The following is a 16,323-nucleotide window of genomic DNA, read 5'->3' on the forward strand; positions in this document are numbered from 1 at the left end:
CTATTGTATTTTTATTAACATGTAATTATAAACTTCCATTTAATTCAGTGGCATACTTATCTTGAATTTTATTATTTGTAGTGACAATTTCGTCTATTAACTTATCCGGTCCCAACACCTCAACAAACTCGCCCTGACTCAATAACCACATCTTAATTCCCTTTCCAAACACCTCAGCTTCAAAAACCAGCCCGTCTTCCAAACTCCGTATAACTTTTGCCGTCGGTAGTCTATCCAGCACGGCTTGTGGTGAAGAGCCAGTAAATTTGAACTTCACGTTAATCAACTCGCCCGTATACATGAACTGCACACGTTTGCGGAACTCGCCTTCTTGGAAACGATCATGGTACGGTACTTTGAAAGATTTTGATGTTTGTTCGAAATGCTCAATACGGTCAATACGATAAATTGTTGGGTAATCAAAGTCCTTACCCACTTGATACGCAATGAGATAGAAATAATATTCGGAAAACATAATGCCTACGGGTTTTACTTTTCTTTCACTTGCGTATTCGTCAAACTCGCGTTTATAATGCATGGCGATGACTTTTTTTGATTGAATTGCTGATGATAGCTGCCACAAAGTATGAAGCAGATTCTTCTTATGGAAAAGTTCCACATACAAATGCTTTTCATTCGCCATCTTTTTCTTAATCGATGTTCGATCCTCTTTTTTAGCGAGATGCGTTAGCTTTTCAATAAAGTTGTCCATTTCAACTTTCGGGAATGCTCGTGATTCAATTAACACCTTTAACATCGCGAAAATTTCTTCATTGCTTAACCAACTCGGCGTTTCGGTATTCAATACATACGCCTTTTTTTCACGATTGTAATCGATATACTCATTCACATTTTCTACTTCAACATAGCTCCGTATACTTTCAAGATCACGCTGAATGGATTTTTCACTTTTCTGAAATCGCGCTGCTTCTTCCTTTTTAATAAGTGCCTCACCATTTCTTAGTCGGTCGTACATCGACAAAATACGATGTGTTTGTGATTCCTTTTTTTGACTCACTACAACACCTCTATAATTCAATTTTACTAATTTATATGGGCATCATACGACCATATAATTACATATCATAAAACTTTATACCTTAATTATACCATTATTTTCAATTTATTAGTTAAATATCATATAGAAGAGAAGAAGGATATGCCATAAACGATAATAATAACTTTTTTTGTAATCTTTGTGGAAAACTAATGAAAGTAGAAAATTACGAAGATGCGAGAACGCCGGAATATTGGAGGAAGTTTAATAAAGCGGGTGAGAAGATGGTTTGCTGGAAATGTGCAATCGTCATGTTGAAATGATTCTTACGCTCTTTTGGGGATGCTTCGTTTTAACGTTTTTCGCATATAAGAATACAAAAAATCTGAAAGATCGATGAACAACGTGAAAGAATCGACGGTTATGGATCATACACGGATGAAAGTAAACAAAACCCACCTATTCCATACACCCCGTGAGGCTGCGGTCGAAAACCAATTGATTGCACCAGACCCGAACCGCTTGAACAACAAAATGAGCGTGCACTTCGCAGCAAAAGCGATCGCCGACCGCAAGCAAGCGAAAAACGGCGGCCAAAATGAATCCAACAACATGGTCCGACGCTACAAGCGCCGTACGACGACTGCAATGAAACAGATTATCGCGGAAGTGCAGAAAATGCATTCACACAACGTGTAACGGACCCCCGTTGCACGTTTTTTGTTCAATTTTTTGAACAACTCAATATTAAGTGTAGAACTAGAAAAAAGGACTAATGAAAAATATTGAGAAATAATATTCATATATATTCAATCGCTGTCTTCACCTCGTTCCAAGGACTTTCACTGCTCCCCTGAATATGGTTGATTGTAGGTAGAACCATTGTTTTCAGCTCCTTGTGAGTGAGTGTTTCGGAAGTTCTGTGATTGGTACTTCTTATATACCCAGAAAACAATGGTTCTTTGTGTTGCCGTCTATCTAATATAGTAGGGGCGCGATTTTCGACAGCGAACCTGATCCAAGCCCAGCGAGACTATTTCGGTGCGCATACTTACCAGCGCACAGACAAACTAGGAAGCTTTCATACAGACTGGTCATCCAACTAACAAGCTCCTATTTAAATAAGCTGATCGAAAAAAAAGCGTATCGCCTCTCGAGAAACAACAGAGGCGCTACGCTTTTCTTATTTTTAAAGTTGTTGTTTCACAATCAATGGAATGCCGCTTTATTCAAATAGCTCCAACAACTCCTCAAACCTACGAATCGAATAGTCAAACCCGTCCACTTCCCCGAATCCATACGCCGCATAGACAAACGGAATGCCTGCCACTCCGGCTGCCTGATGATCGCCTGCTGTATCCCCAACATAGACAGCGTCTTCTAGTTGGTTTCTTTCCATGATCAGCTTGATGTTTTCCCCTTTGGACAAGCCGGTTCTCCCTGGATTTTCGAAATCAAGGAAATACTTATCCAATTTATGATAGGCATAAAAGCTTTCGATATAGCCTTCTTGGCAATTGCTGACGATATACAAATTGTATTTCTGGGCCAGTTTTTCCAACACCGCTTCAACGCCATCGTATAATTTCCCGCCTTCTCGGCTTAAGCGCTCGTATTTCACCACAGAAAGTTGCTTCGTCAACTCTAGGTATTGTTGTTCCGGCAAATGAGGAAAGAGCTTTTCGCCGATTTCCTTTTGCTGAAGTCCCATGATGCCTTTTAAATCTTCTTTTGTGACTGTGTCCTGAATTCCATTTTTCTTCAAAACCGTATTCCACGCTCCCGCGACGACCTCACGCGGGTCCCACAGCGTTCCGTCCAAATCAAAAATAATGCTTTCCATATGCACCACTTCCTTTCGAAAATATGCTTTTTTACATTATAAGGGCAAAAGGAGAAAAGGACACAGTGACTGCTCCTCCTCCCCCATCTTAAGCTTATCCATTCAGCCCCATACGCGCTTCTGCCGCGTATTCGAACTTTCTTGTTTCTTTCACCTTTGCCAATGAACTATTTTAGCTAATCGCAAGAAAAGCCCGGAAAGCAATTGCTCTCCGGGCTTACTTTGATTATTTTTTCAATGCTTCATCCAACAAAGACTTAACGCCATCCGAGACGGCGCCGGTGCCTCCGAAGATCGAGAAGCCGTCATAGTTTGCCAGTTGTCTATTGGTCGCATCCGGAATGGCTGCCGGGCGAACGAGTAGGATCGGTGCATCGTTTTTCGCCGCGAGAACAGATCCTGCTAACGCATCCGGGAAGTTCATCCCTGTCGCGATATAGGCTTTATCGGTTCCGAGTGATAGCGTCGTCGCTACGACATAGCCGGTTTCGTAACGGTCTTTTCCGCCGAGGCGTGTTGGCTTCGGCAAAGCATTCAAGACTTCGTCACTCACTGCACCGGTGCTGCCGATCACGTACGTAGAGGTCGTGTTCTTCAGTGCTGCTTTTGTTTCTTCCGGCAAGCGGTCCGTACGTGTCAATAAAATCGGCACGCCGTTTTTCGCGGCATACGAAGACACGGACAATACATCCGGGAAGTTTAATCCGTTCGCCACGACCGCTTTGTCTGAGTTCAGTTTCCCTGCAATCAAAGCCGCCGTGTCGAAGCGCGTTTGTCCGCCGATTCGCTCAACGGTCAAATTCATGCGCTTTAATTCCGCTTCCACATCTGCCGAAATCGCGCCTGATCGTCCAAGGACGATGACTTTTTTCGCACCGAGGCGCTGGATTTCTTGTTTTGTCTCAGCTGTTAAAGTTTGGGTTCTCGTTAACAGAATCGGTGCATCTTCCTGGAATGCGAGCGGTCCGCCAGCTAATGCATCCGGGAAATCCGCAGCGGTCGCAAGGACCACCGTGTCAGCCGAATCCCATCCTTCTTGAGAAATGGCAATCGCCGTCATATAGCGGCTCGAGCCTGAAATTCGGTCAGTCACTTCTGGCCCGGCTTTTACGACAATCGTTTTCGTTGCGGCACTTTGGTTGCCTGCCGCGTCCGTTGCGGTAATCGTTATTTCCGTGCCGATTGCTTGTGGCTCGATCGCTAAAGAAAATTTACCGTTCGAAGTGGTTTTTCCTTGAACCAGTTCTTTCGTGCCTGCTTTAACGACGATATCACTGCCAGCTTCTGCTGTTCCGTTGATGCTGGTCGCTTTATGCGTCACCTTGTCGACGATTGGTGCGCTTGGCGCAGTAAGGTCTTTGACGGTAACGCTTGCGGCTTTGCTCAAGTTACCTGCTTTATCTGCAGCCGTTACAGAAAGTTTCGTTCCGGCTGTTTGTTTAGCGATCGTAACGGAGAATTTGCCGTCCGCTGCTGCTTTTGCAGAGCCGATTTCATTTGATCCAGCTTTGACGCTTACTGTAGATGCCGCTTCCGCTGTCCCCGTTACTTTAACGGATTGATCAGTTACTTGCTCCACTACAGGAGCAGCAGGGGCTACAGTATCAGCAACGGTAACCACAGTTGCTTCACTAATATTGCCGACTGCATCAGTAGCCGTGACAGACAGCTTGGTATCTGCTTGTTGTTTGGCTATTGCGATAGTGAATGTGCCATCTGCTTTCGTCGTCGTGGTTCCGATTTCTGTTGAACCGGCTTTGACCTGAATTGTCGAGCCAGCTTCCGCTTTCCCTGTCACTGCTTCGGATTGATCTGTGACTTGATCTACCGTTGGAGCTGCAGGTGCTGTAACATCCACTACAGTGAGCACTGTTGCTGGACTCGTGTTGCCAGCAGCGTCCGTTACTGTAACAGAAAGTTTTGTGCCTGCTGGTTGTTTTGCAATAGCAACAGTGAATGTTCCGTTTGCTTTTACAGTCGCAGAAGCGATTTCCTGAGTACCTACTTTGACACTAACAATAGCATTAGCTTCCGCTTTCCCGTTGACAGCCGTAGATTGATCTGTCACTTCATTGACAATTGGTGCGGAAGGAGCTGTCGTATCAATCACTTCTACTTCTTTTATCTCACTCGTGTTTCCAGCGGCATCAGTGGCTGTTACCTGTAATTTCAAGCCACTTTTTAGCTTGGATACGGCAATTGAATATCTTCCGTTCGAATCTACAATAGCAGAACCGATCAATTCTGTTCCTGCTTTAATAGTAATGGAAGAACCAATTTCAGCTGTGCCTGTAATACTTGTTGATACATCTGTTACAGTTTGTACAGTCGGTGCATTTGGAGCTGTTTTATCTTTCACAATCACTTCTTTTGCCTTACTGACATTTCCGGCTGCATCGGCAGCAACTACACTTAATGTCGCCCCGGCTGGCTGCTTGTCGATTGGAATGGTAAAGTCACCAGCTGCCGTAGCATTTCCATTGCCAATAACAGCGGTGCCTTTTTTCACCGTTACTAATGCCAAAGCTTCCGCTTTTCCTGTTATATTTAAAGACTTATCTGTTACTTCATTAACAGTCGGTATACTCGGAGCTGTTTTATCTTTAACAGTTACTTGCTTTTTAGCACTAACGTTTCCGCTGTTATCGGTAGCTGTCACTTCTAACTTCGTTGCAGCCGACTGTTTTGGAATATTAACCGAGAATTTACCAGCATCGTCCGCTTCACCTTGCCCGATTACTGCTGTTCCTCGGTAAATGGTTATAACAGCCTTTGCTTCTGCTATTCCAGTTACTTTTGTTGAAGCATCCGTCACTTCATTTACGGTTGGAAGGTCTGGAGGAGTAGCGTCTATTACCGTTATTTCTTTTGTTTCACTAACATTGCCTGAACGATCCGTCGCGCTTATCTCCAGTTTGGCACCTGCTTTTTGCTTTGGTATTTCCACTGAAAAGTTCCCATGCTCGTCAGTTGTCGTATTGGCCAATACTGTGTTTTCAGTGGAAACCGTAATTGTCGAATCTGGTTCCGCCTGACCATAAATGATCGTATCAGAATCCGATACTGATCCGATATCTGGAGCCTTTGGAGGAGTGCCGTCCCTTACTATCAATACAGCTTGCTCTGACGAGTTATTGGAAGAATCTGTAGCTGTGACGGTTATACGAGTGCCTGCTTTTTGTGACGGCATGTCAAAGTAAAAATAGCCGCCTTCAAATACAGTCGTTGAGCCTAGCCAGTCACTATTTGCAAAAATATCAATAGTCGCATAAGGCTCAGCCCAACCGCTGATCACCGTAGAAACATCGTATACTTCATTCAATTCGGGCTTTTCTGGGGGGGTTCTGTCTTTTTCTTTAACTATGAAATCACCTCCGGAGAGGTCGTCCCCCCACGAATAGATGGAATTGCTCCATACGTATAGAGAATTTTTATAAACATCCTCCATCCAAACAAATTGCACTTTCCATTTTCCACTGTCCAGTCCTGTATAGTACGAAGGAAATTCCCCTTCATATACGTTTCCATAAGCATGCGTTAATGCGACGGAAACGTTATAGCCCATTGGACTGGTAAAATTGACTTTCACATTCGCCACTCCAGAAGCATCTTCCACTTCTGCAATGACCTTTAAAGACTCTTCACTGTTTACTTCGCCTTTATCTATGGAGATGTCTTTTAGAACCGGTGCATCACCTTCGGGTTTCACAGTGAAATTACCGGAATCTAGATTTCTATTACTGTAGTGGTCATCGTCAATGTAATGGCTAGTGTTATTACGAGAATCTTGAAGCGTAATCCCAACACATTCAAATTCCCCAATGAATAAACCTGATGTCATAAAACTTGGAATCTGCACTTGAAAACGGTTATTCCCGGCGCTTATTGCCGGCAATTGATAATAATATCCGTTGGGCGCCTTATAGTCCACATACACACTTTGGATATCGCTTAAATCATCATGCGCTTCAACAGTTACCGTCACATTCCCGTTTTGTAAAACGGAAGAATTATCTACATATAAATCATCCAATTCAGGTCCGGTGGTATCTGCTGAATAAGAAGTGAAGTTCCATTCATCAAATTCATATTCTCCGCCTTCTGAAAGATCAAAATATACACGCCATGATTCTTTTTTTAGTACCGTGATGTTTGCGACTGTATACTCGCCTGCAGGTGATGGAATAGTTGTCCCTTCAAATTCGCCTAAAGAATTTCGATACAGCTGAACAGCATTATAATTTCCATTGGGCATCTTATAGGACATTTGAATATGAGTGACACTTGTACTGTCAGTTAACTTAATCTTTATCGTCTGATACTGGTTTGTTAGAATTTTCTTTTTCTCTATTTTGATATATTCTATTGCATCCGGTGTACTCGCTTCCGTTGATGTCATTCCTAATCCTATAAAAAATAGTATTGTAAATATAAAGACTAACCCAAACCCTTTTTTACTTTTCATGTTTGCCATTGTTCCCTTCCATTCCCCGAAGCTTAATATTGTTATTACACTAAAACTTAAAAGCCGAAAATAACTACCAATATTCCCCTGTCCATTTAACCCCATCTCTCATCTTTCAATGCAACTTCCTGAACTGAAAGTCTAAAATATATAGAAAATAGTCTTATAATTACACGCAAAAAGTAGTATGTAATCACTAGTATTATAGTGCACAAAAGATTTATATACTAGCTAAATTTTGGTAAAAAATACATTTTATTTTTATTTATTTTCTTTATTTAACTTAATTTACAATTATCTAACAATGTCGGTTTATTTTTAACTCTTCCGCTATTTTAGTGAATCCTCTTTTCGGGAATTATCGTAGTAACGATTCTGTTCCGAGGCGTTCACACTCGGACCTGCAATTCTTTTATCCAACTTGGACGGTGCTGCACGTTTCTGCTTCTGCGGATTCCTTTCACTTGTATCTGGAATCGACTAATCACGGGATGAGTATTGCGGAACGAAAAAGCTACTTGTGCGGAGTTTTGAGCCACTAATTGCGGAGAATGAGGCCAGTGAATGCAAAGAAGAGAGCCGCCAGTTGATATTTCAACTGGCGGCTCTCTTCTTTGCAGTAATTGTGCCAAAATTGTTTCTGACATAGGGACAAAAACAGGGACAAACCACAAGAAAACCATACATGGCGGTACTTTCTCTTCAGAAATCGCCGCTGAATTGTTTCTGACACAGGGACACCATCAATTAGGGACACCATCAATAATTCCTAAGCTAAATAAAGATAGTTCTTACATAACGGTTCCAAGATTAACCCCCTATCAGATCCATCAAATCCATTTCAAGCAATGTCGTCCACTTTTGATCATTATGAGAAAGCATTACCATTTCCCCCGCAAGCCTTCGAATAATTGCTATACTTATATCATAGGCACTTATACACATAAAAACCAGATCTACAGGGACTTTAGAAAACTTGCAACATAGACTGAAGAAAATGGCTTTTTCTCGCCCTTGTCTTACCTCTTGTTTGCTTTTCACGATTTTGAACCGTTCGGAAGATACCGGAAGAGCAGCTTTAAAGCAAGCCTGAATTAGCGCCTGCAACTCCAAAAGCTAGTCAGGGCAGTTGCAGAATTTTCATATATAATTAGAAGAGTTTTGAAGGGAAGAGTGCTTTGAAAGCTAAATACATACCGGTTATCCTGTGGGCCCTGTGCATCCTGCTGGCCACCAACACTTACAATTTCCAGTCTCTGTTATTCTCCCAAGACATCGGATTCAATATTCGTTTGTTCCCAAACCTGTCAGATCTGTTTATCATTAGCGACATCCACTTGGACAGCAAACTCTATGTATTCCAAAAAACAGGGCATGCCCTGTCTTTCGGCATTCTTTTCCTTCTGTTAGCAAAAACCATTGCCGACAACAAGAAAGCGTTCATCCTCTGCAGCCTGTTCGCCTTTTTCACGGAATTCCTCCAACTGTTCTTTGAACGCAGCGGGCGATTATCAGATGTCTTGATTGATATCGGGGGCATTTACTTGGCTTACCGATTGACTATCTATGTAAAAGCGCAAGGTGGAGTGGCTGCAGTATTGTGGAAAACAGCGCAGAAAATAGCCGCAACTTTTGCGGATGAAAAATCGCGCTGACCGATTGAGGGGAAAATGAATCTTTCCAGAGTGATTACAGCCATTTAATAGAACCACTTGTGCCACGTTTTAGAACCACCCAGGACACAAAACAGAACCACTTGAGACATGCGAGAACCACTTCTTTCAGTTTTGTTCATTCAGAAATGATTATAACTTCACAAAAGAAAGAGAGCCGACAGCGGAATTTCCGCTAGCAGCTCTCTTCTATGCATTCAGTGACACATTCTCCATAATTGTTGGCTCAAATCTCCGCACACGTGGCTTTTTCGTTCCACAATACTCAGGAGACGTCATTTACTTTCTCAAGGGTTGTTAAGGACATTAATCCGTCAAGTCCTAGACAAATAATACCGTCAACTTTTGGACGTTTTGAAATAGCACTAACATTTCACAATACATTCCTCATTGAACTGACCGATAAGCTGGAAAAAAATCAACCCGCTTATCAATATTACTTAAATTACACAGTTCTTGATAAATTCGTTCATTCCATATTTTTCTGCCGGTACATACAGCTGCTACCAATGTTTCAATCGCCATTTTTGACTGTTTTTTTTCTTTAGGACTCCAAGCTTTTTGGAGTCCGTTTTCTTTTGCCCATAAATACAAAGCACATTTCAACAATTTGTCTGCCTCGAAATATTGATGTTTGGAGGCTGCGGTAGACCAATGGGTGTAGACAGCGTCTTCATGAACTCGACTGCAACTCATAGCCAATACTTGGTTTTTAAAGCTAAGTTCTACCACAATATAATCATCAAAAGCATTTTCATCAATAAACTCGATGTATTGTTTCACATTCGAATGCATTTGCTTATCAGTTCGATGAACAAACTTTTGAAAATAGCTAATTGCTGATTTGCCTTCAAAAACTCGATATTCCACACCTGAATCTATTGCATTCCATAGCTTACTCAAGTCTTCTTTGCCAATCTGATCCAAAGGCTTTGTCACATCGATGCCAAAACTATCCCTCTCATACTCTACTTCATAGCATTCTAAAAAGTCTGCTGGATGTCCGAAAGGCGCATGGAACTCTACTTGTTCAGAAACGATGTGATGCTCAAGGCAATACGCTTCAAACGCTCTTGTAAAGTCGAAAATCAAATCCCATTTTCGATCATCATTAAACCTTACTATCGCGGGACCACCAAACCCGGACGGCGACGCTAGATCATAATATGTCTCTCCATTAACTTGAACGGAAATTTCTCGTTTTTCAAAAATATGTTGGATATGACCATGCTCATTTTGAAACTCAAATACTTCGTATTGTTTAGGCGCAGGTACTTTGAGTAAATCATTATTAAGAAAAATGCTGTTCATTATTAATCCCCACTTCCTGCTCGAATAAATATGATATCTGCATCATATAAGCGAAAGGTTAAAACCTCGTTAAAACAGAAAAAAGCCACTAAATTCTCGAGAGAATTTAGTGGCTTAAGTAATACTATTTCGATACCGAAGCAGAGTTTTCCACTCCAAGACATTGCTGAATCTTTTGGATGACGCGAGCTTGCTGCTCTTCTGTCATGTTTGACCCTGATGGCAAGCAGAGCCCTCTTTCAAAGAGCTGTTCGCTGATAATCTCATTATCACTATGGGCATAGAATGCACAATCAGCGAAAAGCGGCTGAAGGTGAAGCGGCTTCCACACCGGGCGCCCTTCAATATTGTCTGCAGCTAACACATCGATAATATCTCCAGGTTTGACCGAAACTTTCTCTGGATCTAAAGTCAAAGTCGTCAGCCAACGATTTCCATAGGTATCCTTCAGCTCGGGCATGAACTCTAAACCATCGATGTCGCCAAGCGCTTCGACGTAACGATTAAATACCGCCCGTCTAGCTAGCACGCGTTCATCTAAGACTTCTAGTTGTGCACGGCCGACACCAGCGAGAATATTGCTAAGTCGATAATTATAACCTACGACACTATGCTGGTAATGGGCCGCTGGATCCCTCGCCTGTGTAGCAAGGAAACGGGCACGCTTTAAAGCTTCTATGTCGTTGGAAACGAGCATTCCGCCACCGGACGTGGTAATGATCTTGTTCCCGTTAAATGAAAAGATCCCAAACTTACCGAATGACCCGCTCGGTTTGCCTTTATAGTAAGAACCTAACGATTCCGCAGCATCTTCCACAACTGCTACACCATAGCGATCACAAACAGCCAATAATTCATCGACCATGGCAGATTGGCCGTACAAATGAACAATGATGACCGCTTTCGGCAACTTGCCATTTTGGTCGGCACCTTTCAATGCTTTTTCAAGAGCAACTGGAGACATATTCCAAGTCGTTTCTTCGGAATCGATAAATACAGGAGTCGCTCCAGTGTAGAGAATCGGGTTAGCACTGGCAATAAACGTCAGTGTCGAACAAAATACCGTATCTTCTTTGCCCACCTCTAGAAGTTGCAATGCCAAATGAATGGCCGCTGTCCCTGAACTGGTCGCAGCAGCATCCGCTACGTGCGCGTATTCTGCTATTTCTTTTTCGAAACCATCGACATTAGGTCCAAGCGGAGCAATCCAGTTCGTATCAAAAGCATAATCGATATAAGATCGCTCGTTCCCACTCATATGGGGAGTCGAGAGGAAAATTCTTTCTGTCATAAGTATCGCTCCTAAACTTTCCGATTGGCAGTGCTCAACGTCTGCTCGGCTGTCTTAATGACTCGTGCCGGAACACCGACAGCAGTCGACTGTTCTTTAATATCATCGATTACTACGGACCCAGCACCGATCGTACTCCATGCGCCGATTGTCTTTGTCGGAATAACAGTAGCGCCTGCTCCAATATGAACGCCTTCTCCAACTGTCACTCCTCCAGTGATCATGGCCCCCGGAGAAACATGAGCATAATCACCAATGAAACAATCATGTTCAATAACAAGACGTGTATTCAAAATGACGTGTGCCCCGATTTTCGCAGCAGCGTTCACAATGACTCCAGGCATCACAACCGTTCCAAGTCCAAGCTTTGCACTCGGGCTTACCAGCGCATCTTTATGAATGATGGTTGCGTAATGTTCATCAGATAAGTTCAACTTATCGACAATTTTACGCCGGATGGCATTTGCGCCAATTGCAACAATAACTTTAGCTTGTTCCTGCTCGATTAACTGGTGAACAGAAGAACTCGGCCCGTACCAACAATCTTCCTTTTTATCTAGCTCTTTATATTTATCATCAAGCCTGGCAACTACTGTATCTCCATTAGAAATAACGTTATCTGCAATAACTCTTGCATGCCCACTATCTCCGATTAATATCACTTTCACATTACGACCTCCTGGATGCCGAATTACCTTTAAATTTTGTCACCGTCGCCTGGCCATCTTGTGAGATTCCTTCAGACTTGAATACCTTCATCACCGTCATAAATAGAATTTTAATATCCAGCCAAAACGACCGATTTTCCACATACCAAACGTCGTAATCAAATTTCTGTTCCCATGAAATAGCATTTCGCCCATTCACTTGTGCCCAACCGGTAATGCCGGGCCGCACATCATGGCGCTTCTTCTGCCTTTCATCATACAGACCCAAATACTCCATTAATAGAGGCCGTGGTCCCACAAAACTCATATCGCCTTTCAGGACATTCCACAGCTGCGGCAGTTCGTCTAAACTGAACTTCCGCATTAGCTTTCCAAATGAAGTTAGGCGAATATCATCGGATAATAAGTCACCATTGTCATCACACTCATCTGTCATGGAACGGAGCTTATATACATGAAAGGGTTGTTCATTGAATCCAGGCCTCGGCTGTTTGAATACTACAGGGGAACCGATTTTCCAACGGATTAACAATGCAGTTAACAAGATTACAGGGGAGAGGATTATTAATGCTATTAAGCTAACGGTAAAATCAAACAGTCTTTTCATAGGTACCAACTTCTTTTGTTAAAGTATCGAAAAGCTCGAGCTGTTTTGCCAATACCTTTTGCTCATCAAATAGTTCTTCTGCAATTTTTCTGCTTTCAATTGAATATGAATGGCGCATACTTTCATCTTGAGATAACATTTTCATCGATTCATAGAGCTCTTCAGTATTTTCTTTTTCAAAGAGAAATCCATTTCTGTTTGGAAATACTTCTTCTCTACAGCCTCTGATATTGGAAGCAATGATAGGCAAATTCATCCCCATCGCTTCAATAATGGATCTTGGCAAGCCTTCACGGTGAGAAGGAAGAACAAAAACATCACTGATTGATAATAATTCCGGCGTATCATTCCGGAAACCTAATTGAATAACACCCTGTGAAGTTAAAAGAGTCTGGAGCTCTGCAAAACTCTCCTGATCTCTTTCACTATCCAACAATCCGCCAATAAGCACTAGTTTTACATTCGGATCTTCTTGACGGAGTTTATTAAATGCTTGAAGAAGTTCAAAGACGCCTTTTTCCTTCACTAAACGCCCAATGAATGTAAAGACGACATCATTCTCTTCAATTTCAACTTCTTTTCGTAAAGTAGGTGTCGTTACCATATCTCGATTAAACTTCGACCAAATATCAACACCATTACTCAAATGAATAGTTTTTTCTTTTGGAGAAAACCGGTCATTAATGGCCAGTTGATAATCTTCAATACTTTGCAATAGTAACCAATCTGTCATCCATTTTGCTGCATATTTTTCAATTCCATAAAATACCTTATAAACTTTTGGTGACATATCGTCGTGGAAGTAAAATCCATGAGCTGTGTAAATCACATTCTTTTGCCCAGCCAGTTTAGCAGCAACTCGTGCCAGTAAAGCAGCAACCGGCGTATGGACGTGCACAATATCGTATTGTTCTTTTTTCAACAGCGAAACAAATGCACCTATTGTTTTCAGGTTAGAAAATGGTGATATTTTCCGTTCAATTGGCATATTAATCATGTGGAGGCCTTCTTCTCTAAGCTGCGTGAAGAGTCCTGTATCGGCGCATGCGTTATGAACTTCATACCCTTGCGCCATACTCTCCTTAATGAGCGGCTTCAGCAAACGATCTACAGAAAAGTCGATTGCACAGACTTGAAGTATTTTAACGGGTTGGTTGTTTACAGTCTCCATAATTCCAACTCTGCTGGTTTTTCTTCTTTTGAAAGAACACTCTTAATATCAACCACAATTCCGCCTTTATCTTTCAAAAGCGACTGCATGCCATCCCAGCCTTTAGCCACATATTCTCTATGAGGGACTGCAAAAATCACTGCATCTGCTTTTTCCAACTCGTTAAACGGAATTAAGTCAATTCCGTATTCACGAACAGCATCTATCGAGCTTGCTTCTGCATCAGTTACTTGAATGTCTATATCATATTCTTGCAACTCGCGGATAACGTCAATTACTTTCGAGTTTCGAAGATCTGGCACGTTTTCTTTAAAAGTAAGACCAAGCACAGTTACTTTAGAGCCTTGCACGCCAGCCCCTTTTTTAATGAGTTTCTTCACTAAAGTACTTGCGATGAAGTTGCCTAAATTGTCGTTCACGCGACGCCCTGACAAAATCACTTCCGGCTGATAACCAACTGCTTGTGCTTTATGAGTTAAGTAGTAAGGATCTACACCGATACAATGACCTCCAACAAGACCAGGAGAGAACTTCAGGAAGTTCCATTTTGTACCTGCTGCAGCCAATACTTCTGTAGTATCAATATCTAAACGATCAAAAATCAACGCTAATTCATTCATTAAAGCAATGTTTACATCACGCTGTGTGTTTTCGATGACTTTTGCTGCTTCAGCCACCTTAATCGAACTTGCTTTATGAACACCTGCTTTTACTACACTCGCATACGTATCAGCAACAATCTCTAGAATTTCTGGAGTCTGACCAGCAACCACTTTCGTAATCGTAGTGAAAGTATGTTCTTTATCACCTGGGTTGATTCGTTCTGGCGAGTAGCCGACAAAGAAATCTTCGCCGTATGTGAGTCCAGAGAATTTCTCTAGAACTGGGACACACACTTCCTCAGTGGCGCCAGGATAGACAGTCGATTCATAAACGACAATCGTTCCTTTTGATAAGTGCTTACCTACGGTTTCAGATGCTTTTACAAGCGGTGTCAAGTCCGGTTGATTGTGTTCATTTATCGGGGTTGGCACAGCGACGATCAAAAAGTCTGCTTCTGAGAGCTTGCTGCCATCAGCGGTAAAGTCGATATTCGACGATTGCAATTCTTCATCCGTCACTTCATTTGTATAGTCTGTGCCGGATATTAACGACGCAATTCGGTTTTCGTTTATATCAAAGCCAATAATATGATGTTCTTTTCCAAAAGCCACTGCTACTGGTAGTCCTACATAACCTAAACCTACTAAACCAATTTTTCTATCCATTATAATTTCACTCCATAATAGTCGACATACCAGTCGACGAATTTACCGACACCATCTTTAATGTTTGTTTGTGGTTGAAAGTCGATATCTCTAAACAAATCTTCAACGTTTGCATATGTTGCTGGGACATCCCCTGCTTGCAACGGCATATAATTTTTAATTGCTTCTTTACCTGTTTTTTCTTCAATTGCTTCAATAAAGTCCATCAATTTCACAGGGCTGTTATTGCCAATATTATAGATTTTGTATGGAGCATAGCTAGTTCCTGGATCTGGAGTCTCGCCGGTCCATTCTGGGTTTGGCTGTGCTGGTTTATCGATCAACCGTGAAATGGCTTCAACAATATCATCTACATACGTAAAGTCGCGCATCATTTCTCCATTATTGAATACATCGATTGGCTTGCCTTCAAGGATGTTTTTAGTGAACATAAATAATGCCATATCAGGGCGTCCCCATGGGCCATAAACCGTAAAGAACCTGAGTCCTGTCGTTGGAATATTATAAAGGCTGCTATATGTATGTGCCATCAATTCATTTGCTTTTTTTGTAGCTGCATACAGGCTTAATGGATGATCAATATTGTCATGGACTGAAAACGGTAAAGATGTGTTGGCACCGTAAACTGAGCTTGAAGAAGCATAAATTAAATGCTTTACATCATTATGTCTGCATGACTCGAGAATGTTCGTAAACCCAACAATATTAGAATCGATATATGCTCTAGGATTTTCTAAGCTATACCGTACTCCTGCTTGAGCAGCTAAATTCACGACTACTTCTGGCGCTTCTTCGTTAAAAATCTTTTCAATTTCATTAGTGTTCTCTAAATCTACTTTGTAGAATTTAAAGTTATCTCCCTCAACTAAATCTAGTCGAGATTCTTTCAAAGAAACTGAATAATAATCATTCAAGTTATCAATTCCCACTATAGAATGGTCTAGTTTCAATAATTTCCTTGCTAATGTCGATCCAATAAATCCTGCAGTTCCTGTAATTAAAATCTTCATATTTTCCTCCTAAAATCGC

General features: G+C 41.8%; 13 protein-coding genes and 1 pseudogene. 4 read left to right on the forward strand and 10 right to left on the reverse strand.

Annotated elements, in window-relative coordinates; translation table 11 throughout:
- Positions 1–25: 25 nt before the first annotated feature.
- On the reverse strand, positions 26–1,018 hold the full coding sequence (locus tag J7E21_RS00190; protein WP_353047700.1) for a helix-turn-helix transcriptional regulator: 993 nt from the start codon (positions 1,016–1,018) through the stop codon (positions 26–28).
- A gap of 375 nt (positions 1,019–1,393) precedes the next feature.
- Between J7E21_RS00190 and J7E21_RS00195 the strand changes: the two genes are divergently transcribed.
- Together J7E21_RS00195 and J7E21_RS00200 are read left to right on the forward strand one after the other, a co-directional pair.
- Positions 1,394–1,696: a hypothetical protein gene (locus J7E21_RS00195; protein ID WP_215103625.1), complete on the forward strand. Its 303-nt coding sequence runs from the start codon at positions 1,394–1,396 to the stop codon at positions 1,694–1,696.
- 302 nt (positions 1,697–1,998) lie between these two features.
- Positions 1,999–2,103 (forward strand): annotated as a pseudogene (locus tag J7E21_RS00200) (hypothetical protein); the annotation flags it as partial.
- A gap of 119 nt (positions 2,104–2,222) precedes the next feature.
- On the opposite strand, the gene J7E21_RS00205 reads toward J7E21_RS00200, so the two are convergent.
- Together J7E21_RS00205 and J7E21_RS00210 are read right to left on the reverse strand one after the other, a co-directional pair.
- Positions 2,223–2,840: an HAD family hydrolase gene (locus tag J7E21_RS00205; protein WP_215103626.1), complete on the reverse strand. Its 618-nt coding sequence runs from the start codon at positions 2,838–2,840 to the stop codon at positions 2,223–2,225.
- 226 nt (positions 2,841–3,066) lie between these two features.
- A complete protein-coding gene (locus J7E21_RS00210; RefSeq protein ID WP_215103628.1) occupies positions 3,067–7,095 on the reverse strand; it encodes an Ig-like domain-containing protein in 4,029 nt (1,342 codons plus the stop codon).
- A gap of 774 nt (positions 7,096–7,869) precedes the next feature.
- Between J7E21_RS00210 and J7E21_RS00215 the strand changes: the two genes are divergently transcribed.
- The gene (locus J7E21_RS00215; protein WP_215103630.1) at positions 7,870–8,292 is read left to right on the forward strand and encodes a hypothetical protein; all 423 of its coding nucleotides are present in this window, start codon (positions 7,870–7,872) and stop codon (positions 8,290–8,292) included.
- 191 nt (positions 8,293–8,483) lie between these two features.
- Positions 8,484–8,960, forward strand: coding sequence for a VanZ family protein (locus J7E21_RS00220; protein WP_215103632.1), 477 nt, complete (start codon positions 8,484–8,486; stop codon positions 8,958–8,960).
- A gap of 405 nt (positions 8,961–9,365) precedes the next feature.
- Here the strand turns inward: J7E21_RS00220 and J7E21_RS00225 are convergent, their stop codons facing one another.
- The 7 genes from J7E21_RS00225 to J7E21_RS00255 all read right to left on the reverse strand — a co-directional run bounded on the left by J7E21_RS00225 (position 9,366) and on the right by J7E21_RS00255 (position 16,304).
- Positions 9,366–10,289, reverse strand: coding sequence for a hypothetical protein (locus J7E21_RS00225; RefSeq protein ID WP_215103634.1), 924 nt, complete (start codon positions 10,287–10,289; stop codon positions 9,366–9,368).
- A gap of 124 nt (positions 10,290–10,413) precedes the next feature.
- Positions 10,414–11,580, reverse strand: coding sequence for an aminotransferase class I/II-fold pyridoxal phosphate-dependent enzyme (locus tag J7E21_RS00230; protein ID WP_215103636.1), 1,167 nt, complete (start codon positions 11,578–11,580; stop codon positions 10,414–10,416).
- Between the two features lie 11 nt (positions 11,581–11,591).
- Positions 11,592–12,248, reverse strand: a complete 657-nt coding sequence (locus tag J7E21_RS00235) for an acetyltransferase (RefSeq protein ID WP_215103639.1) — start codon at positions 12,246–12,248, stop codon at positions 11,592–11,594.
- A 1-nt stretch (position 12,249) separates the two neighbouring features.
- Complete coding sequence (locus J7E21_RS00240; protein ID WP_215103641.1) at positions 12,250–12,855, reverse strand: sugar transferase; 606 nt, start codon at positions 12,853–12,855, stop codon at positions 12,250–12,252.
- A complete protein-coding gene (locus tag J7E21_RS00245) occupies positions 12,839–14,026 on the reverse strand; it encodes a glycosyltransferase family 4 protein (RefSeq protein ID WP_215103643.1) in 1,188 nt (395 codons plus the stop codon). Before J7E21_RS00245 ends, J7E21_RS00240 begins: the two co-directional genes overlap by 17 nt.
- A complete protein-coding gene (locus J7E21_RS00250; RefSeq protein WP_215103645.1) occupies positions 14,014–15,294 on the reverse strand; it encodes a nucleotide sugar dehydrogenase in 1,281 nt (426 codons plus the stop codon). Before J7E21_RS00250 ends, J7E21_RS00245 begins: the two co-directional genes overlap by 13 nt.
- The gene (locus J7E21_RS00255; protein WP_215103646.1) at positions 15,294–16,304 is read right to left on the reverse strand and encodes an NAD-dependent epimerase; all 1,011 of its coding nucleotides are present in this window, start codon (positions 16,302–16,304) and stop codon (positions 15,294–15,296) included. The genes J7E21_RS00250 and J7E21_RS00255 overlap by 1 nt, the downstream gene beginning before the upstream one ends.
- Positions 16,305–16,323 lie beyond the last annotated feature (19 nt).

Origin of the sequence: Planococcus sp. ISL-109, assembly GCF_018613655.1 — a bacterium.
Taxonomy (GTDB): Bacteria; Bacillota; Bacilli; order Bacillales_A; family Planococcaceae; genus Planococcus.

Excerpts from the sequence above, each read along its gene's own strand:
- J7E21_RS00195 (WP_215103625.1), top strand. The coding sequence starts at position 1,394 with ATGAACAACGTGAAAGAATCGACGGTTATGGATCATACACGGATGAAA.
- J7E21_RS00205 (WP_215103626.1), bottom strand. The coding sequence starts at position 2,840 with ATGGAAAGCATTATTTTTGATTTGGACGGAACGCTGTGGGACCCGCGT.
- J7E21_RS00210 (WP_215103628.1), bottom strand. The coding sequence starts at position 7,095 with ATGCCCAATGGAAATTATAATGCTGTTCAGCTGTATCGAAATTCTTTA.
- J7E21_RS00215 (WP_215103630.1), top strand. The coding sequence starts at position 7,870 with ATGCAAAGAAGAGAGCCGCCAGTTGATATTTCAACTGGCGGCTCTCTT.
- J7E21_RS00225 (WP_215103634.1), bottom strand. The coding sequence starts at position 10,289 with ATGAACAGCATTTTTCTTAATAATGATTTACTCAAAGTACCTGCGCCT.
- J7E21_RS00230 (WP_215103636.1), bottom strand. The coding sequence starts at position 11,580 with ATGACAGAAAGAATTTTCCTCTCGACTCCCCATATGAGTGGGAACGAG.
- J7E21_RS00240 (WP_215103641.1), bottom strand. The coding sequence starts at position 12,855 with ATGAAAAGACTGTTTGATTTTACCGTTAGCTTAATAGCATTAATAATC.
- J7E21_RS00245 (WP_215103643.1), bottom strand. The coding sequence starts at position 14,026 with ATGGAGACTGTAAACAACCAACCCGTTAAAATACTTCAAGTCTGTGCA.
- J7E21_RS00250 (WP_215103645.1), bottom strand. The coding sequence starts at position 15,294 with ATGGATAGAAAAATTGGTTTAGTAGGTTTAGGTTATGTAGGACTACCA.
- J7E21_RS00255 (WP_215103646.1), bottom strand. The coding sequence starts at position 16,304 with ATGAAGATTTTAATTACAGGAACTGCAGGATTTATTGGATCGACATTA.